This is a genomic window from Jiangella mangrovi (genome assembly GCF_014204975.1).
Taxonomy (GTDB): Bacteria; Actinomycetota; Actinomycetes; order Jiangellales; family Jiangellaceae; genus Jiangella; species Jiangella mangrovi.
On the sequence record NZ_JACHMM010000001.1, the window covers coordinates 4,909,821 to 4,931,911 of the forward strand.

Here is a 22,091-nt window from a genome sequence, read left to right on the forward strand (position 1 = left end):
GGCAGCCGACCGGCAGGCCGACATCAGCTCACCGAATTGGCGCGCACCAGTCCGGTCTGGTAGGCGATGACGACGAGCTGGGCGCGGTCGCGCGCACCCAGCTTGATCATCGCGCGGCTGACGTGGGTCTTCGCCGTCGCCGGGCTGAGCGACAGCGCGGCGCCGATCTCGGCGTTGGACAGGCCGGTGCCGACGAGCGCCAGCACCTCGCGCTCGCGTTGGGTGAGCACGCCGAGGCGGTCCTCGGCCACCTGGTGCGCCACGCGCGTGGCGGTGAACTGCGCGATCAGCCGGCGGGTGATCTTCGGTGCGAGCAGCGCCTCGCCGGCGGCGACGACGCGGATCGCGTGCAGCAGCTCCTGCGGCCCGGCGTCCTTGAGCAGGAACCCGCTGGCGCCGGCCTCGAGCGCGTCGAACACGTACTCCTCGGTGTCGTACGTGGTGAGGATCAGCACCCTGACCTGGTCGAGTCCGGGGATCGCCGCGATGCGCCGGGTCGCCTCGATGCCGTCGAGCACGGGCATGCGGATGTCCATGAGGACGACGTCGGGGCGCGTCTCGCGGCAGCGTTCGATCGCCTCGGCGCCCGTGGCCGCCTCGCCGACGACCTCGATGTCGTCCTCGACGTCGAGCAGCACCCGGAACCCGGTGCGCACCAGCACCTGGTCGTCGGCCAGCACGACCCGGACCGCGCTGGTCAACGGACGGCCACCTCGGCGCGCTCGAGCGGCAGCCGCGCGCTCACCCGGAAGCCGGCGCCGTCGGGCCCCGCCTCGAACGCGCCGCCCAGCAGCTCGCACCGTTCGCGCATGCCGGCCAGGCCGCGGCCCGGCTCGACCGGCGGCCCCTGTTGTGCGGCGGTGAGGTCTCCCCCGTCGTCGGCGACGGCGACCCGCAGCTCACCGGGCGCCAGGTCGAGCGTGACGGCGACCCGGGCCGGTCCGGCGTGGCGGATGACGTTGGTGACGGCCTCCTGCACGATGCGGTAGGCGGCGCGGTCGGTCGCCTCGGGCAGCGCCCCTGCGGGGACCGAGCCGGACACCGTCACGTCGAGACCCGCCCGCCGCGCCACCGCCAGCAGCTCGTCGAGGGCGGCCAGGCTGGGACCGGGCCCGTCGTCGTCGCCGCGCAGCACCCCCAGGATCGCCCGCATCTCGCGCAGCGCCCGGGCGCTGGTCTGCTCGATGGTGAGCAGCGTCTCGCGGGCCCGCTCGGGCCGTTTGTCCAGCACGTGCGCCGTGACGCCGGCCTGCACGTTGATGATCGCGATGGCGTGCGCGACGGTGTCGTGCACCTCGCGGGCGATGCGCAGCCGCTCGGCGTCGACCCGGCGGCGGGCCACCTCGTCGCGGGTGCGTTCGGCCTCCTCGGCCCGCCGCACCGCGTCGGCCGCGATGACCCGGCGCGAGCGCACCGACTCGCCCAGCGCCGCCGCCATGATGGTCGCCCCGATGCGGAACGCCAGCCAGCCCAGCTCCCCCGGTTCGAGGTCGGCCGCCAGGATCCAGCAGACGAACAGCACGAACAGCCCGTTGGCCGCGACGACCAGCGACCGGCGGCCGTCGCCGTGCGCCGTCAGCGTGTACGTCGCCACGAACAGCGACAGCCAGCCGGGGCCGTCGGGATACCCGGACCAGAAGTAGCCGACGCTGATGGCGGCCGTGACGAGGAAGACCGGGACCGGCCAGCGCCGCCGCACCAGCAGCACCAGCCCGCCGAGCGCCAGCAGGGCGTTGCCGGCGAGGCCCAGCGCCGTGGCCGCAGGCCGGTCGAACTCGTCCTGCACGACGACGGCGGCGTGCGTGCCCTGCACCTGCAGCAGCGTGACGAAACCGGCGATCAGCACGTCCTGGGTGCGCGCCGACAGCGTCGGGAGACGTCGTACCAACCGCTCCATGGGGTCGATCGTAGCGACGCGGCGCTGGTGGGAACGTCCGCCCGCGGGACCACGGCCCTACTCCCGGGGGCGTAGCCGGCCGTTCGGGAACGCTCCGAGTGGGCGACGACGGGGTCCGGGTCGCCCTTCGATGATCGAGAGCATGACGACATCTGTCCAGCACCAGCGCCCGGGGCCGCTCGGCCGGCTCGCGGGCGTCTCGTTCCGTCACCGCCGCCGGGTCCTGCTCGGCTGGGCCGCCGCGCTCGCCGTCGCCGCCGGACTGGCCGCGGCGTTCGGCGGCGACTACGAGGTCGACTACTCCACGCCCGGCAGCGACTCGCAGCAGGCGCAGCAGCTGCTCATGGAGCGGTTCCCCGCGCAGGCCGGGGAGCCGGTCGACGTCGTGGTGCGCTCCGACGACGTCCCCGTGACCGACCCGGCCGTGCGGGCCGAGGTGGGCGCGCTGCTGGACTCGCTGCGCGACCTGCCGCACGTCGCCGCCGTCGACGACCCCTACACGTCGCCCGGAGGTGTGGCGCCGGACGGGCAGACCCTGGTGGCGCGCCTCGGCCTCGACGTCGACGCGCCCGAGGACATGCCGGTCGCGGACACCGAGCGGCTGCTCGACGCGGCGTCGGCCGCGGCCCGGCCGGGGCTGGACGTCGCGCTGGGCGGCGACACGATCCGCACCGCCGAGGCCGGCGAGTTCGGCGGCGAGATGGTCGGGATCGTCGCGGCCGCCGTCATCCTGCTGGTGACGTTCGGGACGGTGGTCGCGGCCGGCCTGCCGATCGGCGTCGCCGTCGCCGGGCTGGCGGTGAGCTCGACGCTGACCGGGCTGGTCGCCGCCGTCATGGACGTGCCGAACTGGGCGCCGATCCTGGCGTCGCTGCTCGGGATCGCGCTCGGCATCGACTACGTGCTGCTCATGGTGACGCGGTTCCGCGAGTGGCGGGCGGCCGGGCTGTCGCCGCACGACGCGACGGTGGCGACGCTGGACACCGCCGGGCGCGCCGTCATGGTGGCCGGCAGCACCGTGATGATCAGCATGTTCGGGCTGTTCGCGACCGGGCTGACGTTCATGCAGGGCACCGCCGTCGTGACGATGGTCGCGGTGCTGGTCGTGCTGGCCGCGTCGGCGACGCTGTTCCCGGCGCTGCTCGGGTTCTTCGGGCACCGGATCGAGCGGTGGCGGCTGGGGTTCGGGCGGCGCGGGCGCGGCGCGGGTTCGGTGGCCGTGGCGGACGGCGGACATCTGGCGCCGTCGCGCGGCTGGCTGCGGTGGAGCCGGCTGATCGAGCGGCGCCGGGTGGTCGCCGTCGTGCTGGGCACGGGCGTGATGCTGGCGCTGGCGGCGCCGTTCCTGGGCGCGCGGTTCGGCTTTCCTGACGCCGGCAACGACCCCGAGGACCACTCCGCGCGGCAGGCGTACGACCTGCTCGCCGACGGGTTCGGCGCGGGGGCGAACGGGCCGCTGCTGCTGGTGACGTCGCTCGGCGGTGCGGGGTCCGACGGGGAGAGCGCGCTGCCCGCCGTGACCGACGCCGTGGCCGCCACCCCGGGCGTGGCCGCCGTCCTGCCGCCCGCGCTCGACCCCGCCGGCGACACTGCGCTGCTCACCGTCCTGCCGTCGACCGGTCCACAGGACGCTGCGACCGAGTCGCTCGTCCACACCCTGCGCGACGACGTGCTGCCGGCCGCTTCGGAGTCGACCGGGCTGGACGTGCACGTGGGCGGCGTGACGGCCGCGGCGATCGACGTCAACGAGACCATGGCGGGCGGGCTGCCGCTGCTCATCGGCGGCGTCGTGGTGGTGTCGATGCTGTTGCTGCTGGTGTCGTTCCGCAGCGTCGTGGTCATGCTCACCGCCGCGGTGATGAACCTGCTCTCCGTCGTCGCCGCCTACGGGGTGGTCGCGCTGGTGCTCGAGGGCGGGTGGGCCGGTCAGCTGGTCGGCATCGACACCGAGACGCCGATGCCCGCGTACGTGCCCGTGGTGATGTTCACGGTGCTGTTCGGGCTGTCGATGGACTACGAGGTGTTCCTGATCAGCCGCATGCGCGAGTCCTGGCTGCGCACTCGCGACAACGCCCGCTCGATCGTCGACGGCCTGGCCGGGACGGGGCGGGTGATCACCGCGGCGGCCGCGATCATGGTGACTGTGTTCGCGGCGCTGGTCCCCAGCCCGGACGTCGTGCTGAAGTCGCTCGGCCTGGGCATGGCGGCGGCGATCCTCATCGACGCGACGGTCGTGCGGATGCTGCTCGTGCCCGCGACGATGCACGTGCTCGGGCGGGCGAACTGGTGGATGCCCGGGTGGCTGGACCGCCGGCTCCCCCAGCTCTACGTCGAGGGCCGGCCGGAGCTCTTCCTCCCCGCCGCGGCTGCGCAGCCGACCCCGGAACCCGCCGCCCGCACGTGAGCCCCGACTCGAGCGGTCTCGCCCTTCCCTCATGATGTCGCGGGGCGTCGAGAACGCGCAGCGCCCGCACGTGAGCGCGGCTGGATGGCGGGCGGATTGGTGGGGCCATAGCACCACTAGCCCACCCACCATCAGCCGAGCACGCCCGGCTCGAGCCGGAACCGCGCGGTCAGCCGAGGATGCCGTCGACGAAGGCCTCGGGGTCGAAGGGGGCGAGGTCGTCGGGGCCCTCGCCGAGGCCGACCAGCTTGACCGGGACGCCGAGCTCGCGCTGGACCGCGACGACGATGCCGCCCTTGGCGGTGCCGTCGAGCTTGGTGAGGACGATGCCGGAGACGTCGACCACCTCGCCGAAGACGCGGGCCTGCACGAGGCCGTTCTGGCCGGTGGTGGCATCGAGCACGAGCAGGACCTCGTCGACCGGGCCGTGCTTCTCGATGACGCGCTTGACCTTGCCGAGCTCGTCCATGAGCCCGACCTTGGTCTGCAGCCGGCCGGCGGTGTCGACGAGGACGGTGTCGGCCTCTTGCTCGATGCCGGCCTTGACGGCGTCGAAGGCGACGCTGGCGGGGTCGCCGCCCTCGGGGCCGCGGACCGTGACGACGCCGACGCGGTCGCCCCAGGTCGTGAGCTGGTCGGCGGCGGCGGCGCGGAAGGTGTCGGCGGCGCCGAGGACGACGTCGCGGTCCTCGGCGACCAGCACGCGGGCCAGCTTGCCCACCGTCGTCGTCTTGCCGGTGCCGTTGACGCCGACCACCAGCACGACGGCGGGGCGGCCGTCCTCGACGTGCCGCTCGGTGCGCAGGGCGCGCTCGAGCGACGGGTCGACCAGGGCGAGCAGCTCTTCGCGGAGGATGGTGCGCGCGGCCTCGGGGCTCTGGATGCCCTCGACCCGGGCGCGAGTGCGCAGCCGCTCGACCAGCTCCTGCGTGGGCGCGACACCGAGGTCGGCCGTGAGCAGCGTGTCCTCGATCTCTTCCCACGTGTCGTCGTCGAGCCGCTCGCGCGACAGCAGGCTCAGCAGGCCTTTGCCCAGGCTCGTCTGCGAGCGCGCGAGCCGCGAGCGCAGCCGCACCAGCCGTCCGGCCGCAGGCTCGGGCCGCTCGATGGCAGGCGCCGCCGGCTCCTCGACGACCGGCTCGGCCTGGACGGGTTCGGGCAGCCGGACGTCGCTGATGGGCGCCCGCTGCTCGTCGACCGGCGTGGTCGCGTCGTCACCGACGCCGGGCTGGTAGTCGACCCCCGGCCGTGGCGGCGGCGCCTCGACCTGGCCCCGTCGGCGACGAGGGATCAGGAAGGCCGCCAGGGCGACGGCCGCGACGACCACGATGGCTACGACGATGACGATGTACTCCACGGCCGCCATCCTCGCACGTTCTCAGCGACCCGCCGGACCCCATCGGGGCCCGACGGCGTCGTCGTCACCCCAGACGCGGCGCGGGCGAGGCGGCCGGCCTCGGCGCCGGCCGGCCGCCCGCGTCCACCGCCGGGCGGGACAGCCGCTTCGCGAGCCCGCGGCGCGCCATGCGCAGCCCGTGGAACGCGGCCTCGCGCCCGTCATCCATGCGTGTCATGGCCAGAAATCGCCAGCGACGCAGCCTGCGCTGCACCGCCGCGGATCCCGCCAGGTGGTAGTAGGCCCCGACGGCGGCCAGTACGGCCGTCGCCACCATCACGATCGCCAGCATTGCTACGACGACTGCCGTCATGTGACACCCCCGTTGGTCACAGCAGTAACATCTTTCACTCTCGCACCACCGACGGTAGCGCAACGGTGAAGCCCCTCACCGGTATTACGCGCGGCGTGTCCGGACGGTTGCTCCGACGAGCCCCAGCCGGGCTCGGACGAAACTCAGACCGGCTCGGACTCGCGGATGCGCTGTGAGATGACGGCCGTCACGCCGTCGCCGCGCATCGAGACGCCGTACAGGGCGTCGGCGATCTCCATGGTCCGCTTCTGGTGGGTGATGACGATGAGCTGGCTGCGCTCGCGCAGCTCCTCGTAGATGCCCAGCAGCCGGCCGAGGTTGGTGTCGTCGAGCGCTGCCTCGACCTCGTCGAGGATGTAGAACGGGCTCGGCCGGGCCTTGAACAGCGCGACCAGGAACGCCACCGCGACCAGCGAGCGCTCGCCGCCGGACAGCAGCGACAGCCGCTTGACCTTCTTGCCCGGCGGCCGGGCCTCGACCTCGATGCCGGTGGACAGCATGTCGTCCGGTTCCGTCAGGATCAGACGACCTTCGCCGCCGGGGAACAGCCGCGAGAAGACGTCGGCGAACTCGCGGGCGGTGTCCTCGAAGGCCGACGCGAACACCTGCTGCACGCGGTCGTCGACCTCCTTGACGATGTCGAGGAGGTCGGCGCGGGTCTTCTTGAGGTCCTCGAGCTGCTCGGTGAGGAACGCGTGCCGCTCCTCGAGCGCCGCGAACTCCTCGAGCGCCAGCGGGTTGACCTTGCCCAGCGCCGTCAGGCCGCGTTCGGCCGCCTTGAGCCGCTTCAGCTGCTGCTCGCGCACGTACGGCACGGGCTCGCGCGGCTCGCCGTCGTCGCCGGGCGGGACCGGGACGGGCAGGTGCGGGCCGTACTCGTCGACCAGCGTGCCGGGGTCGACGCCGAGCTCCTCGAGCGCCTTGGTCTCGAGCGCCTCGACCCGCATGCGGTGCTCGGCGCGGGCCAGCTCGTCGCGGTGGACCGAGGACGTGATCTCGTCGAGCTCCGTGGACACCTCGCGCACGCGGGCCCGCTCCTGGGTCAGGGCGGCCTCGCGCTCGGTGCGGACGCGGGCGACCTCGTCGCGCTCCTCGGCGGCCAGCTCGAGGGACTGCTCGAGGTGCCGGAGCACGACGGCGGCACCGCGGCCGACCGCGTCGGCGACCCGGGCCTCGCGGGCGCGTTGGCGTGCGGCGGCGACGGCGGCCTCGCGGGCGGCCCGCTCCTGCCGGGCGGCCCGTTCGAGGCTCTCGGCCCGGCCGGTCAGGGCGCGGGCGCGCTCCTCGCCGGTGCGCAGCGCCAGCCGCGCCTCGGTCTCGGCCTGCCGGAGCGAGCGGACCCGCTCGGCCAGCCGGTCGCGCTCCTCGGTGGACGGCTCGACGTCGTCGTCGCCGGTCTCCTCGGCCGCGGCGAGCCGCTCCTCCATCTCCTCGAGCGCGCCGAGGTCGCGGTCGCGGGCCTCCTCGGCGCGGGCGACGGCGTCGGCCAGCCGCTCGGCCTCCTCGGAGGCGGCGCGCGCGGTGCCGCTGAGCCGGCCCAGCTGCTCGGCGACGGCGGACAGCTCGGCGTCGGACTCGCGCAGCTTCGTCAACGCGTGCGACTCGGCGGCGGCCGCCTCGGCGCGGGCCCGTTCGGCGGCGGCCAGCTTGCGGGCGAGGTCCTCGGCCTTGCCGGTGGCGATGGCCAGGCGGTCGGCGGCCTCGTCGACGGCGGCCTGCACCTCGAGAAGGCTGGGCGCGCTGCTGGACCCGCCGTAGGCGCGGTCGCGGCCGAGCAGGTCGCCGTCGCGGGTGACGGCCACCAGCTCGGGCAGCTCGCCGACCAGCGCGCGGGCGGCGGCGAGGTCGTCGACGGCGGCGACGCCGCGCAGCAGGTGGGTCAGCGCGGGCCGCAGCTCGGCCGGCGCGGTGACGAGGTCGACGACGTAGCGCAGCCCGCCGGGCAGCGGCTGCCACGTCCCCGGGTCGTCATAGGGCGCGCCGCCGACCAGCAGGCCGGCCCGGCCGAGGTCCTCGTCGCGCAGCAGCCGCAGCGCGTCGACGGCGGCGTCGACGGACCCGACGGCGACGGCGTCGGAGGCGGCCCCCAGCGCGGTGGCGACGGCGGCCTCCCAGCCGGGCTCGACGGTGAGCAGCGCGGCGACCGAGCCGAGGACGCCGGAGAGCCGGTCCGACGCCGCCAGCAGCGCCTCGGACCCGTCGCGACGGGCCAGGCCCATCTGCAGCGCCTCGTGCCGGGCCACCAGCGCGGCCCGCTCGCCCTCGGCGGCGCGCTCCTGCTCGCGCAGCTTGGTCAGGACGCCGTCGGCGGCGGCCAGCGCGGCGGCGGCCCGCTCGTGCTCGGTGTCGAGGCCCTCCTCGCCGACGGAGAGCCCGGCGATGGTGGTCTCGATGACGGTGTGCTCGTGCTCGGCCGCGGTGGCGCGGCGCTGCGCCTCCTCGCGGGCGGCGGTGAGCCGGGTCAGCTCGGCCTCGGCGGCGGCGGCGCGGCGGCGGGCGCCGTCGAGCTGGCCCGAGAGCCGGGCCATGCCCTCGCGGCGGTCGGCGCTGGCGCGGACGGCGGCGGCCAGCCGGCGCTCCTCGGCCTCGGCGGCCTCCTCGGCCGTGCGGCGCGCCTCCAGCGCGTCGTCGAGCGACTCGCGGGCGGCGGTGATCTGCTCGTCGAGCTCCGCCTCCTGCTCGCGGACGGCGGCAGCCTCCTGCTCGAGCTCGTCGGGGTCGCGGCCGGTGCGCGGGACCTCGCCGGCCGCGGACAGGTGCCGGGCCCGCTCGGACGCCAGCGACGCGGTGCCGCGGACCCGCTCGCGCAGCCCGGACAGCCGGTACCAGGCGTCGGAGGCCTGGGCCAGCCGCGGCGCCACCTGGGCGACCTCGGCGTCGAGGCGCGACTCCGCGGCGCGGGCCTGCTCGAGCGCGCGGACCAGCTCGGCCTGACGGGTCTTCAGCGCGGTCTCGTCGGCGACCTCCTGCTCGAGGCTCGCCCGGGCCTGCACCAGCTCGTCGGCGAGGACGCGCAGCCGGGAGTCGCGCAGGTCGGCCTGGATGGTGGCGGCCTTGCGGGCCAGCTCGGCCTGCCGGCCCAGCGGCCCGAGCTGCCGCCGTAGCTCGGCGGTGAGGTCCTGCACGCGGGTGAGGTTGGCCTGCATCGCCTCGAGCTTGCGCAGCGCCTTCTCTTTGCGCTTGCGGTGCTTGAGGACGCCGGCGGCCTCCTCGATGAAGCCGCGGCGGTCCTCGGGCGTGGCGGAGAGGACGGCGTCGAGCTGCCCCTGGCCGACGATGACGTGCATCTCGCGGCCGATGCCGGAGTCGGACAACAACTCCTGGACGTCGAGGAGACGGCAGCCCTGGCCGTTGATGGCGTACTCCGAGCCGCCGTTGCGGAACATCGTCCGCGAGATGGTGACCTCGGAGTACTCGATGGGCAGGGCGCCGTCGGTGTTGTCGATGGTGAGGACGACCTCGGCACGGCCAAGCGCGGGGCGCCCGGCGGTGCCGGCGAAGATGACGTCCTCCATCTTGCCGCCGCGCAGGCTCTTGGCGCCCTGCTCGCCCATGACCCAGGCGAGGGCGTCGACGACGTTCGACTTACCCGAGCCGTTGGGACCGACCACACACGTGATGCCCGGTTCCAGGCGCAGCGTCGTCGACGACGCGAAGGACTTGAATCCCCGTAACGTCAAGCTCTTCAGGTGCAATAGACCGACTCCCCTGGACTCGGGGGTCAGCCTACAACCGCGACCCTCAGGTCAGGGCCGGTTGCGGCACCTGTGTGTCGTCGAGCACCAGGCGGCTGTGATCGACAGCCGCCTCGGCCAGGTGGTCGTTCTCCGCCTGGAGCCGGAGCACCTGTGCCTCGAGATCGGTCACCCGCCTACGCAAGCGCTGGACCTCGGTTGCGATCCTGGGATCAGTACCCCCGACATAACCCAACAGCGCCTTCGCCATTGTCGAAGCCCTCCACAAAGGCCATAGAGAATATGATCAAACATTCATCATTGAGGCCGCGGCGGGCACAAGTCTGACCGAGACGCACAGGCCGCAGCACTTACCAGCATCCCACCGCGCATGCCTCTTGGTCAACACGTTCGCGGGTATCGGTCATCACGTTCACCAGCGCGCATGCCGCGGACGGGGCTGGCAGCGGGGACACGTGTACGACGACCGGTTCATGAACGGGTCACGCCGGATCGGGGTGCCGCAGCGCTCGCACGGCCGGCCCTCCTGCCCGTAGGCGTGCAGCGAGCGGTCGAAGTATCCGCTCTCGCCGTTGACGTTGACGTACAGGCTGTCGAACGACGTGCCGCCCTGCCGCAGCGCGGCGGCCATGACCTCGCGAATCCCCTGCAGCAGCCGCGTGACGTCGGGCCGGCGCAGCGTCTCGGTGGCCCGCGCGTAGTGCAGCCTCGCCCGCCACAGCGCCTCGTCGGCATAGATGTTGCCGACGCCGGAGATCAGCGACTGGTCCAGCAGCGCGCGCTTGACGCCCGTGCGCCGCCGGCCCAGGGCCAGCCGGAACACCTCGTCGTCGAACGCCGGGTCGAGCGGGTCGGGCGCGATGTGCGCGATGGGGACGGGGACGCCGTCGGGACCGAGCCCGGCGACCGCCAGCCCGCCGAACGTGCGCTGGTCGACGAAGCGCAGCTCGGGGTCGCCGTCGGCGAAGACGAACCGCACCCGCAGGTGGGTCTCGTCGGGGGCGGCCGCCGGCTGGACCAGCAGCTGGCCGCTCATGCCCAGATGGCCGACGACCGCGCGGACGCCGTCGTCGAGGGGCAGCCAGAGGTACTTGCCGCGGCGGCGCGCGTCGGTGAGGACCGCCTTGACCAGCGAGTCGGCGAAGTCGGCGGCGCCGGCGACATGACGGCGCACCGCGCGGTCGTGGCCCACCTCGACGTGGTCGATGACGCGGCCGACGACGTGGGCGGCCAGCCCGCGCCGGACGACCTCGACCTCAGGGAGTTCGGGCACCGGGATCGTCGACCGGGTCGACGGGCGGCTTGGGGGGCTCGGCGGCCTCGCTGAGGGCCTTCCAGGCCAGCTCGGCGGCGCGGGCCTCGGCCTCCTTCTTGCTGCGGCCGGTGCCGGTGCCGCGCACCTCGCCGCTGACCACGACGTCGGCGGTGAACGTCTTGGCGTGGTCCGGGCCGTCCTCGGTGATGCGGTACTCGGGGACGCCCAGCGCGTGCCGCGACGTCAGCTCCTGCAGCGACGTCTTCCAGTCCAGCCCGGCGCCGAGCAGCGCGGACGCCTCGATGAGGTCGTCGACCAGGCGGTGCACGAGCGCGGAGGTCTCGACCAGGCCGCGGTCGAGGTAGACGGCGCCGATGAGCGCCTCGACGGTGTCGGCGAGGATCGAGGACTTGTCGCGGCCGCCGGTGGTCTCCTCGCCGCGGCCGAGGCGGACGAAGCCACCCAGCTCGAGCTCGCGGGCGACGCCGGCGAGCGCGCGCATGTTGACGACGGCGGCACGCAGCTTGGCCAGCTGCCCCTCGGAGAGGTCCGGGTGCAGCCGGTACAGCGCGTCGGTGACGACCAGGCCCAGGACCGCGTCGCCCAGGAACTCGAGCCGCTCGTTGGTCGGGAGCCCGCCGTTCTCGTAGGCGAACGAGCGGTGGGTCAGTGCCAGCTGCAGCAGCTCAGGGTCGACGGGCACGCCGAGACGCCCCTCCAGCACGGACAGAAGTGGGGTCTCGGCCGTCATGGGGAGCTCCTGACGAGCCCTCAGACGTCGCCGACCTGGCGACCGTTGTACTCCAGGAACAGCGGCGTGCCCTGGGAGTCCTCGACCACGGTGGCGCGGTGCGCGACGACCCAGGTGGTGCGACCGTTGACGGTGCGCTTCTGGACCTGCGGCAGCTTCGCCTTCCACTGCGCTCGGCGGTGGCGGGTGTTGCTGCGCGACATCTTCCGCTTCGGGACGGCCACGGCTAGCTCTCCTCGGTCATGCCGGTTTGCCTCGAGGGCGAGCCGGTCTCGTTCGTGTCATCGGCGAGCAGCCCGGCCAGGGCCGCCCACCGCGGATCGGTGGTGTCGTGCGCGTGGTCCGGGTCGTCGGCCAGCCGGGCTCCGCAGTCCGGGCACAGGCCCGGGCAGTCGTCCCTGCAGACCGGCGACTGCGGCAGTGCGAGCACCACCGCGTCCCGGACCGGTTGTTCGAGATCGATGAGGTCGTCCTCGACCCGCATCTCCTCGTCGTCGGTCTCGGTGTCGGGGTCGTCGGCCCGTTCCGGGTAGACGTACAGTTCCTGGACCTCAGCGACGACTTCGCCGTCGACGGGCTCCAGGCAGCGCACGCACTCTCCGGACCAGGGAGCCCGGACGGTGCCGGACACCAGCACGCCCTCCATGACCGACTCGAGCCTGAGGTCCAGCTCGACGTCGGCCCCTTCGGGCACCCCGACCACTCCGCTCAGACCGAGATCGGCAGGCGCCGGAACCGTGAGAGAGAGCCGCTGGGTCGAGCCAGGCCGACGTCCGAGCTCGTGCGTGGCGAGGACGAACGGGGCGCGCGGATCGAGCGTGCTCAGCGTAGTCAACTCTCGTGCTGGTAAGGGCATGCAGATCTCGGCCTCAACGAGAGGCCGACGATGAATCCTACTGGAATCGAGCCGCTAACCCAAACCCGACTTCAGCTGGTGTGTCTCGGCGTCACGCGGCTCGTGGTGGTCACCGGGACGGAGGTCACCGGACCGGTCGTCGTCGGTCAGGTCGGCGTCCGGGGCGAACCGGTCGACCCGCGGGTCGGACCCCGGCGCGAACTCGTCGGCCCCGTTCTGGGCGCCGTCGAGCTCCGGAACGACGACCGGGTGGCCGTTGCGGCGCTGAGACAGCTCCTCGTACGCCGTGGGGTGGCGCAGCTGCTCGCGGCCGTCGCGGACGGTCTCGACGATGCGCGCCGCCGAGATCTCCAGCCGCGCGAGCTTCGCGTCGACGTAGTCGTCGGCGTCGCTGCGGATGTTCTCGGCCTGCTCACGGGCCTGACGGAGGATCTCTTCGGCCTCGATGCGGGCGGCCTGCGTCACCGTGTGGTCGGCCACCAGCCGGGCCTGCTCGGCCTGGGCGTTGGCGATGACCCGCTCGGCGTTGCCGCGGGCCTCGAGCAGCAGCGCCTCGCGCTGGCCCAGGACCGCCTCGGCCGCCTGCAGGTTGGCCGGCAGGCCCTCGCGGACCTCGTCGAGCAGGATGAGCAGTTGCTGCTTGTTCACCATTGCGGTGGACGACATAGGCATCGTCCGCGCCGAGTCGACGAGTGCGACGATCTCGGCGATCTTGTCATGAACTTCCATGACCATCCCCCCATGAGTGCCGGAGTGGGATCACCGGCGTCCCAATCTCTCATGAAGCCGCTGGAGCACCACCTCTGGTACCAGCCCAGCGACGTCACCGCCATAGGACGCTACCTCTTTGACCAGAGATGACGAAAGGAACGAGTATTCCGGATTGGTCGCGACGAACAACGTTTCCAACCCGGACAGGCGATGGTTCATCTGTGCCATCTGTAGTTCATAGTCGAAATCCGTGACCGCGCGCAGGCCTTTCACGACAGCGGGAATGCCGCGTTCCCGGGCGAAATCGACCAAGAGGCCCTCGACGCTCTCGATCCGCACGTGGGGCAGGTGAGCACAGGCCTTGCCGAGCATGTCGACCCGCTCGTCGACGGTGAACAGGCTCTTCTTCGAGACGTTCGCCGGGACCGCGACGATGACCTCGTCGAACAGGCTCGCCGCCCGCTCGATGACATCCAGATGCCCGTTGGTCACCGGGTCGAACGAGCCCGGGCACAGACAGCGGCGCACACGTCCTCCTGCTGATCACATCACCGGGCGCGACCGTACCAGAGCATGGTCTCTCCGTAGGTGCGTTCGCGCGAGCCGGTGATGCCGTCGGGCCAGGTCACCGGGGCGCCGCGGCGGTCACGCTCGACCACCACGACGGCCTCGGGCGCGAGCCAGCCCTTGGTCAGAGACACGAGTACCCCGGACAGCTCGGCGTCAACCATCGCGTACGGAGGATCGGCCAGAACGAGGTCGTACGGGGCCTCCGGCGGCGCGGCCAGGACCCGCTCGACCGGCGATGCGGCGACGACGGCGCCCGGCAGACCCACGGACTTGACGTTAGCCCTGATCACGGCCGCCGCGCGGGGGTCCGATTCCACCAGCAGGCAGTGCGCCGCGCCGCGCGAGAGCGCCTCCAGGCCGAGCGCGCCGGTGCCGGCGTAGAGGTCCAGCACCCGCAGCCCACCCAGCGCTCCCCCGTACAGCGACTCCAAGGACGAGAACAGCGCCTCGCGGACGCGGTCCGACGTCGGCCGGGTGCGCTCACCAGGGGGGACCGAGAGCCGCCGGCCGCCGGCCGCGCCGGCCACTATGCGGGTCATGGGCGGACCGGACCACGTGGTACGGACCTCAGGGACCCCGGAGGCCTCAGAGCCAGCCGCTGCGGCGCAGCTTCCGATAGAGCAACAGACACGCGCCTATCATGACGGCCCACACGAGCGGGTAGCCGATCGCCCAGTGCAGTTCGGGCATGTGGTCGAAGTTCATGCCGTAGATGCCGGCGATCAGCGTGGGGACGGCGACGATCGCGGCCCACGCCGAGATCTTGCGCAGGTCGATGTTCTGCTGCATGGTCACCAGCGACAGGTTCGCGGCGAGCGCGCCGGTCAGCAGCTCGTTCTGCGCCTCCACCATGCGGTCGACCCGCAGCAGGTGGTCGAGGATGTCGCGGAAGTACTCGCTGAGCCCGGCGCACAGCGCGACCCGGCCCTGGGTGAGGTCCTCCATGACGGGGACCAGGGGGTCGACGGCGATGCGGAACTGCAGCACCTGCCGCTTCAGCGCGTAGATCAGCTCCGTGGCGTCGTCGGCGCCGGGCTCGAACACCTGCCGCTCCGTCTCGATGACGTCGGCCTCGACGTGCCGGGCCAGCCGCGTGTAGGTGTCGGCCACCAGGTCGCAGACGGCGTACAGCACGCCGGGCGGGCCGGCGTCGAGCAGCCACTTCTCCGCCTCGACGCGCTCGCGCACGATGTCCAGCGGGTTGATGGCCCCGTGCCGGACGGTGATGACGAAGTCCTCGCCGATGAACAGCATGATCTCGCCGACGACGAGCGTGGGCTTGTCCTCGTGGTGCTTGAGCGTCTTGAGGACGGCGAAGAGGGTGTCGCCGTAGAGCTCGAGCTTGGGTCTCTGGTGGGCGTTGACGGCGTCCTCGACGGCGAGCGGGTGCAGCTTCAGCTCGTCGACGATGAGGTCGAACTCCTCGTGTGTGGGCTCGAACAGGCCGACCCAGAGGAAGGCGTTGCCGCGCGTCTTGGCCCGCTCGAACGCCTCACTGATGTCGCCGTCGATCTCCGCGCGCTCGCCGTCGAGATAGATGGCCTTGTCCACGATCACACCGACGATTCCAGCACGCGCGGCGCTGTCGCCGGCCCGTAGTGGCGTCAAGAAAGCGCTGAGATTCGGTGGCGTGCCGTCAGGGTCCCGTACGGAGACGGCGGTGACGGTCGCGCGTCGGCGCAGCCTGGTGCCGTGACCGACTCCCCTCCCCCGTTCGTCGCCCGTGCCGCCTCCTGGCCGCTGGAGTTCGTGCTGGTCACCGGCTACGTCGCCCTGTTCGCCGGCTGCGGGCTGGCGGCACTCGCCGTCCCCGCGGAGCACGGCGAGGTCCGGATCGGGCTGGTGGTGGTCGTCGTCGGCGTGTACGCGCTGTGGGCGGCGCGCCTGGTGGCGGCGCTGTGCGTCGGCGTCGTGGCCTGGTGCGCGGCGACGGCGTTCCTGCTCGGCCACGGCGGCGAACTGGCCCTGACCGGCCGGGCGGACGCGCTGCGGCTGGGCGCGTTCCTGCTCGCGGCCGCCGCCGGTTCCGCCGTCGCGCGGGCCGCCCGCATCTGCGTGATCATCCAGGATCGGCGGGGCCATCACCCCGCCGATCCTGGATGATCACCGCGAGGGCCGGCGAAAGCGGCGACTGTCGGTGCCCGCCCGTAGGGTGGGCCCCCTCCCAACCGGGCGGGGCATGCCAACCGGGCGAAGTCGGCCGGCCGCTCGCGGCTCGGGCCCCGTCGCCGAGCGCTCGCGGCTCAGGCCCCGTCGCCGAGCGCTCGCGGCTCAGGCCCCGTCGCCGAGCGCTCGCGGCTCAGGCCCTGTCGCCAGGCGCTCGCGGCTCAGGCCTCGTCGCCGAGCGCTCGCGGCTCAGGCCCCGTCGCCGAGCGCTCGCGGCTCAGACCTCGTCGCCAGGCGCTCGCGGCTCAGGCCTTGTCCAGGTAGTCGGCCTCCTGCTCGGCCAGGACCGCCCTGACGGCGTCGAGCAGGGCCGGGTGGTCCGTCAGGTCGGGGTCGCCCTCGACGACTGCGGACGCGTCCTCGCGCGCCTGCTCGATGGTGTCCGCGTCGCGGATCACCCGGAGCAGCTTGAGGCTGGAGCGGTGGCCGGACTGCGACGCGCCGAGGACGTCGCCCTCGCGCCGGTGCTCGAGGTCGACCTGCGACAGCTCGAACCCGTCGCGGGTGGCGGCGACGGCGTCGAGCCGCTCGCGGGCCGGGGTGCCCGACGGCGCCTCGGTCACCAGCAGGCACACGCCCGGGATCGAGCCACGGCCGATGCGGCCGCGCAGCTGGTGCAGCTGCGAGACGCCGAACCGGTCGGCGTCGACGATGACCATCATCGACGCCGTCGGGACGTCGATGCCGACCTCGATGACGGTGGTCGCGACCAGCACGGGCGTCGTCCCGGCCGCGAACCCGGCCATGGCCGCGTCCTTCGCGTCCGACGGCAGCCGGCCGTGCAGCACCTCGAGCCCCACGCCGGCGAGCGGGCCGGTGCGCAGGTACTCCGCCAGCTCGAGGACGGCGGCCGGGCGCCGCTTCTCCTCGCCGTCCTCGGGCGGCGGCGGCTCCTCCTCGGCCGAGGCGGCCGGCCCGCCCGGGCCGCCGCTGACGCCGTCGTCGCCGATGCGCGGGCAGACGATGTAGACGCGGTGGCCCTTGTCGACCTCCTCGCGCACGCGCTGCCAGGCGCGGTCGAGGAAGTGCGGCTTCTCGCCGACCGGGACGACGTGCGTGGCGACGTCGGCGCGGCCGCGGGGAACGTCGGAGAGCGTGGAGATCTCGAGGTCGCCGAAGACCGTCATGGCGACCGTCCGCGGAATGGGCGTCGCCGTCATGACCAGCACGTGCGGGCGCGTGCCGTCGCGGCTCTTGGCGGCCAGGGCGGCGCGCTGCTCGACGCCGAAGCGGTGCTGCTCGTCGACCACGACCAGGCCGAGGTCGAAGAACTGCACGTTCTCCTCGAGCAGGGCGTGCGTGCCGACGACGATGCCGGCGTCGCCGACCCCGACGTCGAGCAGCGTGCGTTTGCGCGCCGCCGCGCCCATGGAGCCGGTGAGCAGCGCCACCTGCGTCCCGATGTCCGAGCCGCCGAGCATGCCGCGCTGCGCCAGGGGGCCGAGCATGGCCGTCAGCGACCGGTAGTGTTGCTGGGCCAGCACCTCGGTGGGCGCCAGCAGCGCGGCCTGGCCGCCCGCGTCGACGACCGCCAGCATGGCCCGCAGCGCGACGACCGTCTTGCCGGCGCCGACCTCGCCCTGCAGCAGCCGGTGCATGGGGTGCTCGGTGTCCAGCTCGGCGGCGATCTGCTCGCCCAGCCGCCGCTGGCCCTCGGTCAGCTCGAACGGCAGCCGCTCGTCCAGCGCGTCGACCAGCCCGCCGGGCGTGGCCCTGCGCCGCGTGGCCGCCAGCGCCGCCGTCGACACCCGCCGCCGGGCCAGCTCCGTCTGCAGGACGAACGCCTCCTCGTACCGGAGGCGGCGCTGCGCCGCCCACGCCTTCTCGATGGCGTTCGGCCGGTGCACCGCGTGCAGCGCCTCGGCCAGGCCGGGCAGGTGCCGCTTCCGGAGGACGCCGGCGGGGATGGGGTCGTCCGGGTCGCCGAGCTGCTGCAGCACGAGGTCGACCGACTTCGCGATCAGCCACGACGGCATCTTCACGCTCGCCGGGTAGACCGGGATGATCTCGTCGGCGTACTTCTCGGCCGCCTCGCGGATGTCGGCGGCGTCGTCGGGGAACATCTCGTACTCGGGGTGGGCGAGCTGGCGCTGCTGGCGGAACGCGCCGACCTTGCCGGCGAACAGGCCGATGCGCCCGGGCCGCAGGTCGCGCTCACGCCAGGCCTGGTTGAAGAACGTGAGGTTCAGCTCGCCGGTGCCGTCGGTGACGACCGCCTCGAGGAGCGAGCCGCGCCGGTTGCGCATGCTCCGCTTCGAGACCGTCTTCACCATGGCGACGACGGTGACCAGCTCGTCCTCGCGCAGCGAGCTCAGCTCCGTCAGCTCGCCGCGCTGCACGTAGCGGCGCGGGTAGTGGCGCATGAGGTCGCCGACGGTGTGCAGGTCCAGCGTGTTCGCCAGCGCCTTGGCGGTCTTGTCGCCGACCACGGCGGCCAGCTTCGTGTCGAATCCGACCATCACTCGACTCCGAGCAGTAGCGGGTAGCGGGGCTGTCCACCCCGGTAGACGACGGTGTCGGCCTCGGGGTGCCCGCGGCGGACCGCGCGCGCGACACCGTCGGCGAGGCCGGGGCCGGCGCCGTCGCCCGTGACGACGGTGACCAGCTCACCCCCTGCGGCGAGCATACGGGCGACCACCTCCGTGGCGACGTCCAGCAGATCCGAGCCGATGACCGCGAAGTCGCCGTCGACCACGCCGAGCACGTCGCCGGGCTGGCAGACGCCGGCCATGGTGACCGCCTCGCGCGCGGCGATGGTGACGGCGCCGTGCCGGGTCTGGCCCGCGGCGGCGGTCATGGCGACGACGTCGGCGTCGAAGGCCCGGTGCGGCTCGTGGACGGCGAGCGCGGCCAGGCCCTGCACCTGGGCGACGGCGGGGATGACGGCGGCCCTCCGGCCGTGGGTGCGCAGCTCCGCGGCGGCGGCCTCGGCGACCGGGACCGCGTCGCGCTCGTTCGGCAGGATGACGACGTCGCCGGTGCGGCTGGCGTCGCCGCGGTCGACGGCGGCCAGCATCTCGCCGGTCGACGGCCGGTGCCCGGTGGCGGTGGCGACGACGACGGCGCCCGCCTCGGCGAACAGCTCGGCCAGCCCGTCGCCGGCCGCGAACGCGACGACGACACGCTGCTGCTCCGCCGGGTGCGGCGCGTGCTGGACGGGGAGGTAGGTGACGCTGATGCGGTGCGGCCGACCGGCGGCGATGCCCGCCTCGATGGCCGCGCCGGCGTCGTCGGTGTGCACGTGCACGTTCCACTGCTCCCCCGCGCCGCTGACGACCAGCGAGTCGCCGATCTCGGCGAGGGTCTCCTTGAGCGCGTCGACCTGGGGCCGGGTCGCGTCGAGGAGGTACATGACCTCGTAGGCGGGGGCGTTCTGGTCCTGTTCGTGGGGTGGGGGCAGGGCCGGCGCGGGGACGGTGTGGGTGCCGACGGTGCGCGGCCTCGGCAGCGGACGCCGTCCCGTGAGCACGGTGTCGAACGCGTCCAGCAGCACCGTCAGCCCCCGCCCGCCCGCATCGACGACCCCGGCGTCGGCGAGGACGTCGAGCTGTTCGGGCGTGTGGTCGAGCGCGTCGTGGGCGGCGGCGGCCGCGGCGAGGGCGACGGCGGGCAGGCTGGGGTCGGGTCCGGTGGCGCGGGCGGTCGCCGCCTGGGCGGCGGCGCGGGCGACGCTGAGAATCGTGCCCTCGACGGGGTCCGCGACGGCCCGGTGCGCCTCGTCGGCCGCCCGGGTGAGACCTTCGGCGAGCGCTCGTCCGTCGGCGAGACTGGTTCCGGGCCGGCTCAGCACGTCGGCAACACCCCGGAGCATCTGCGCGACGATGATGCCGGAGTTCCCGCGGGCCCCGATGAGGGCGCCTCGCGCCATCGCCTCCGCCGTCGCGGCGAGGGTCGGCTCGGCCTGCTCGGCCGCTTCGCGGGCGGCCTCGAAGGTGAGATACAGATTGGTCCCGGTGTCGCCGTCGGGCACCGGGTACACGTTCAGCGCATCGATCTCCTCGCGTGCCGCCGCGAGCGCATCGAGGCCCGCGGCGCACCAGCGCAGAACGATCTCAGCGTCGGGGACCGGTGGCACCACGCGAGACTACCCCGCGTCGGTTTGTTTCTTGGCGCACCGGACCGGTACCCTGATGCGGTTGTTCGGATCGGGTTTCCGGTGCGGGCACACCACATGTCGTCTTCCCAATCCGTCTCAGTAGGAGTCTCCGTGGCTGCCACCTGCGATGTCTGCGGCAAGGGCCCGGGCTTCGGCAACTCGATCTCGCACTCGCACCGCCGGACCCCGCGTCGCTGGAACCCGAACATCCAGACCGTTCGTACGGTCGTCGGGGGCACCCCGAAGCGGCTGAACGTCTGCACCTCGTGCCTCAAGGCCGGCAAGGTCGCCCGCCGCTGACCTTCCGCCGCACCTGAACGACCCTGAGACGTCCCCTTGGTGGGGCGTCTCATTGTCGTTTCCGGGTTCTTCCGGTTGTGCCGGGCGGCCGTTGGCTGGGTTTGCCCAGTTGACCGGCCCCCAGACCCACTGCGCTCTCTTTGCGCCGGCCGCTGGCGGTCCCGCTGGGGTATGGCGACCGGCCCCGCCGACATCCAGCCCCGCCGGCCTCGAAATGACCACGTTAAGCAGGCCTACTCCCGCTCCACCAGGCATGCATGCCCCGTGAAGCAGGAGAACACCTCGGGAAGGACGCCCGGCAACCGCTTACCAGGCCCGGCAGCGGGGCCATCACCACGATCACCCAACCCCCACCACGCTGAACGTGATCAATCCGAGCACCCGACCCGTGATCATCAACCTTTTGTGCTGTCCTGACGACGCAAAAGGTTGATGATCACGGGCATCAACAGCAAGCGGCCGGCGGAAGTGGACCACAACGAGACCAACTGCCGAACACCCCAGCGGAACCGTCAGCGGCCAACGCAAAGAGAGAACAGCAGCACTGAGGGCCGGGGCCCTTGGGGGGAGGGGGCCCTGGTGCTGTGGAGAGCGAGGGCGCGGGCGGCCGGGTCAAGCGGTCCTCTTCGCGCGAAGCGCCACTCGGTCCGCTTGAGGCGGCCGCCCGCGCCCTCGACAATGGAGACAGCAGGGCCCGACCCACGTCAGGACCCCACCGCAGAACCTCACGACCCGGCGAAGTGGTCATGCCCCCCGGCCGACCCATACGACGCACCATCGACCGTCACCCCCGGCTCACCGGACGACACGACCCCGATCACCGTCCACCGCTCGGGCAGCGACACCTCCGCCGGGAAGCACGCCACCAGCGCGTTGTCGTCACCACCGGTCAGCACCCAGGAGAGCGGATCGGCCCCGAGCGCCGACGCGACCTCCTTCAACTGCGGCGCCACCGTCACCGCCGACGCCGACACGTCGATCACCACCCCGCTGGCGACCGCCACGTGCCCCAGATCCCCCAACAGCCCGTCCGACACGTCGCACATCGCCGTCGCTCCCAACGACGCAGCCTCGACCCCCGCCCCGTACGGGACCGCGGGCCGCCGGTGCGCCTCGACGACGGCGCGAGGGGTGCGGAAGCCGCGACTCAGCACCTGGTAGCCGGCCTCCGCCCAGCCCAGCCGCCCGCACACTGCGACGACGTCGCCGGGCCGCGCCCCCGACCGCGTCACCGCAGGACCACCGTCCAACGACCCCAAAGCGGTCACCGACACCACCACCAGGGGTGAGCGGACCACGTCGCCGCCCACCACCGACGCTCCCACCAGCGCGGCCTCGTCGCCCAGACCGGAAGCCAGTCCCAGCGCCCACGACACCGGGAGGTCGGCCGGCACCCCCAGCCCCACCACCAGCGACGTCGGGCGGGCGCCCATCGCCTCGATGTCGGAGAGGTTCTGGGCGGCCGCCTTGTGACCGATGTCGACGGCGTCGGACCAGTCGCGGCGGAAGTGCCGGTTCTCGACCAGCAGGTCGGTGGTGACGACGACACGGCCGTCCGGCGCGGCGACCACGGCGGAGTCGTCGCCGGGACCGAGCAGGACGTCCGGGCCCTGCGGCAGCCGTGCGGTGACGGCACCGATGAGGCCGAACTCTCCCAACTCGCCAACGCTGTCGGGCATTC

20 protein-coding genes are annotated in these 22,091 nt (G+C 73.3%); 3 read left to right on the forward strand and 17 right to left on the reverse strand.

What is annotated here, in order from left to right; all coding sequences use genetic code 11:
* Nucleotides 1-23 precede the first annotated feature (23 nt).
* Both HD601_RS22675 and HD601_RS22680 read right to left on the reverse strand, forming a co-directional pair.
* Entirely contained in the window at nucleotides 24-701 is a 678-nt protein-coding gene (locus HD601_RS22675) for a response regulator transcription factor (RefSeq protein WP_184825705.1), read from the reverse strand.
* Nucleotides 698-1,897: a sensor histidine kinase gene (locus HD601_RS22680; protein ID WP_184825707.1), complete on the reverse strand. Its 1,200-nt coding sequence runs from the start codon at nucleotides 1,895-1,897 to the stop codon at nucleotides 698-700. Before HD601_RS22680 ends, HD601_RS22675 begins: the two co-directional genes overlap by 4 nt.
* A gap of 142 nt (nucleotides 1,898-2,039) precedes the next feature.
* Between HD601_RS22680 and HD601_RS22685 the strand changes: the two genes are divergently transcribed.
* On the forward strand, nucleotides 2,040-4,301 hold the full coding sequence (locus HD601_RS22685) for an MMPL family transporter (protein ID WP_184825709.1): 2,262 nt from the start codon (nucleotides 2,040-2,042) through the stop codon (nucleotides 4,299-4,301).
* 169 nt (nucleotides 4,302-4,470) lie between these two features.
* On the opposite strand, the gene ftsY is transcribed toward HD601_RS22685, so the two are convergent.
* The 12 genes from ftsY to corA form a co-directional block, all read right to left on the reverse strand.
* Nucleotides 4,471-5,667, reverse strand: coding sequence for a signal recognition particle-docking protein FtsY (gene ftsY, locus HD601_RS22690; protein ID WP_184825711.1), 1,197 nt, complete (start codon nucleotides 5,665-5,667; stop codon nucleotides 4,471-4,473).
* A gap of 55 nt (nucleotides 5,668-5,722) precedes the next feature.
* Nucleotides 5,723-6,010, reverse strand: coding sequence for a hypothetical protein (locus HD601_RS22695; RefSeq protein WP_184825713.1), 288 nt, complete (start codon nucleotides 6,008-6,010; stop codon nucleotides 5,723-5,725).
* 143 nt (nucleotides 6,011-6,153) lie between these two features.
* On the reverse strand, nucleotides 6,154-9,705 hold the full coding sequence (gene smc, locus HD601_RS22700; protein WP_184825715.1) for a chromosome segregation protein SMC: 3,552 nt from the start codon (nucleotides 9,703-9,705) through the stop codon (nucleotides 6,154-6,156).
* A 46-nt stretch (nucleotides 9,706-9,751) separates the two neighbouring features.
* Entirely contained in the window at nucleotides 9,752-9,955 is a 204-nt protein-coding gene (locus tag HD601_RS35950; RefSeq protein WP_131977300.1) for a hypothetical protein, read from the reverse strand.
* Between the two features lie 162 nt (nucleotides 9,956-10,117).
* Nucleotides 10,118-10,978, reverse strand: coding sequence for a bifunctional DNA-formamidopyrimidine glycosylase/DNA-(apurinic or apyrimidinic site) lyase (gene mutM / locus HD601_RS22710; protein ID WP_184825717.1), 861 nt, complete (start codon nucleotides 10,976-10,978; stop codon nucleotides 10,118-10,120).
* Nucleotides 10,962-11,711 (reverse strand): ribonuclease III, encoded by a 750-nt coding sequence (rnc, locus tag HD601_RS22715; RefSeq protein ID WP_184825719.1) that lies wholly within the window; start codon nucleotides 11,709-11,711, stop codon nucleotides 10,962-10,964. The genes mutM and rnc overlap by 17 nt, the downstream gene beginning before the upstream one ends.
* A gap of 20 nt (nucleotides 11,712-11,731) precedes the next feature.
* Nucleotides 11,732-11,935, reverse strand: a complete 204-nt coding sequence (gene rpmF / locus HD601_RS22720; protein WP_132107829.1) for a 50S ribosomal protein L32 — start codon at nucleotides 11,933-11,935, stop codon at nucleotides 11,732-11,734.
* A gap of 2 nt (nucleotides 11,936-11,937) precedes the next feature.
* Entirely contained in the window at nucleotides 11,938-12,546 is a 609-nt protein-coding gene (locus HD601_RS22725; RefSeq protein WP_184825721.1) for a YceD family protein, read from the reverse strand.
* Between the two features lie 75 nt (nucleotides 12,547-12,621).
* On the reverse strand, nucleotides 12,622-13,296 hold the full coding sequence (locus HD601_RS22730; RefSeq protein ID WP_184825723.1) for a F0F1 ATP synthase subunit B family protein: 675 nt from the start codon (nucleotides 13,294-13,296) through the stop codon (nucleotides 12,622-12,624).
* A gap of 30 nt (nucleotides 13,297-13,326) precedes the next feature.
* On the reverse strand, nucleotides 13,327-13,806 hold the full coding sequence (gene coaD, locus HD601_RS22735; protein ID WP_184825725.1) for a pantetheine-phosphate adenylyltransferase: 480 nt from the start codon (nucleotides 13,804-13,806) through the stop codon (nucleotides 13,327-13,329).
* 20 nt (nucleotides 13,807-13,826) lie between these two features.
* Nucleotides 13,827-14,387: a 16S rRNA (guanine(966)-N(2))-methyltransferase RsmD gene (rsmD, locus tag HD601_RS22740; protein WP_184825728.1), complete on the reverse strand. Its 561-nt coding sequence runs from the start codon at nucleotides 14,385-14,387 to the stop codon at nucleotides 13,827-13,829.
* 46 nt (nucleotides 14,388-14,433) lie between these two features.
* Nucleotides 14,434-15,405, reverse strand: a complete 972-nt coding sequence (gene corA, locus HD601_RS35955) for a magnesium/cobalt transporter CorA (RefSeq protein WP_184825729.1) — start codon at nucleotides 15,403-15,405, stop codon at nucleotides 14,434-14,436.
* Nucleotides 15,406-15,540: 135 nt separating this feature from the next.
* Between corA and HD601_RS35960 the strand changes: the two genes are divergently transcribed.
* Complete coding sequence (locus HD601_RS35960) at nucleotides 15,541-15,951, forward strand: hypothetical protein (protein WP_184825730.1); 411 nt, start codon at nucleotides 15,541-15,543, stop codon at nucleotides 15,949-15,951.
* A 308-nt stretch (nucleotides 15,952-16,259) separates the two neighbouring features.
* On the opposite strand, the gene recG is transcribed toward HD601_RS35960, so the two are convergent.
* The gene (gene recG / locus HD601_RS22755) at nucleotides 16,260-18,473 is read right to left on the reverse strand and encodes an ATP-dependent DNA helicase RecG (protein ID WP_184825731.1); all 2,214 of its coding nucleotides are present in this window, start codon (nucleotides 18,471-18,473) and stop codon (nucleotides 16,260-16,262) included.
* A complete protein-coding gene (locus HD601_RS22760) occupies nucleotides 18,473-20,089 on the reverse strand; it encodes a DAK2 domain-containing protein (protein ID WP_184825732.1) in 1,617 nt (538 codons plus the stop codon). Before HD601_RS22760 ends, recG begins: the two co-directional genes overlap by 1 nt.
* A gap of 132 nt (nucleotides 20,090-20,221) precedes the next feature.
* Between HD601_RS22760 and rpmB the strand changes: the two genes are divergently transcribed.
* Nucleotides 20,222-20,410 (forward strand): 50S ribosomal protein L28, encoded by a 189-nt coding sequence (gene rpmB / locus HD601_RS22765; protein ID WP_046771409.1) that lies wholly within the window; start codon nucleotides 20,222-20,224, stop codon nucleotides 20,408-20,410.
* Between the two features lie 725 nt (nucleotides 20,411-21,135).
* On the opposite strand, the gene HD601_RS22770 is transcribed toward rpmB, so the two are convergent.
* A complete protein-coding gene (locus HD601_RS22770) occupies nucleotides 21,136-22,089 on the reverse strand; it encodes a thiamine-phosphate kinase (RefSeq protein ID WP_184825733.1) in 954 nt (317 codons plus the stop codon).
* Nucleotides 22,090-22,091 lie beyond the last annotated feature (2 nt).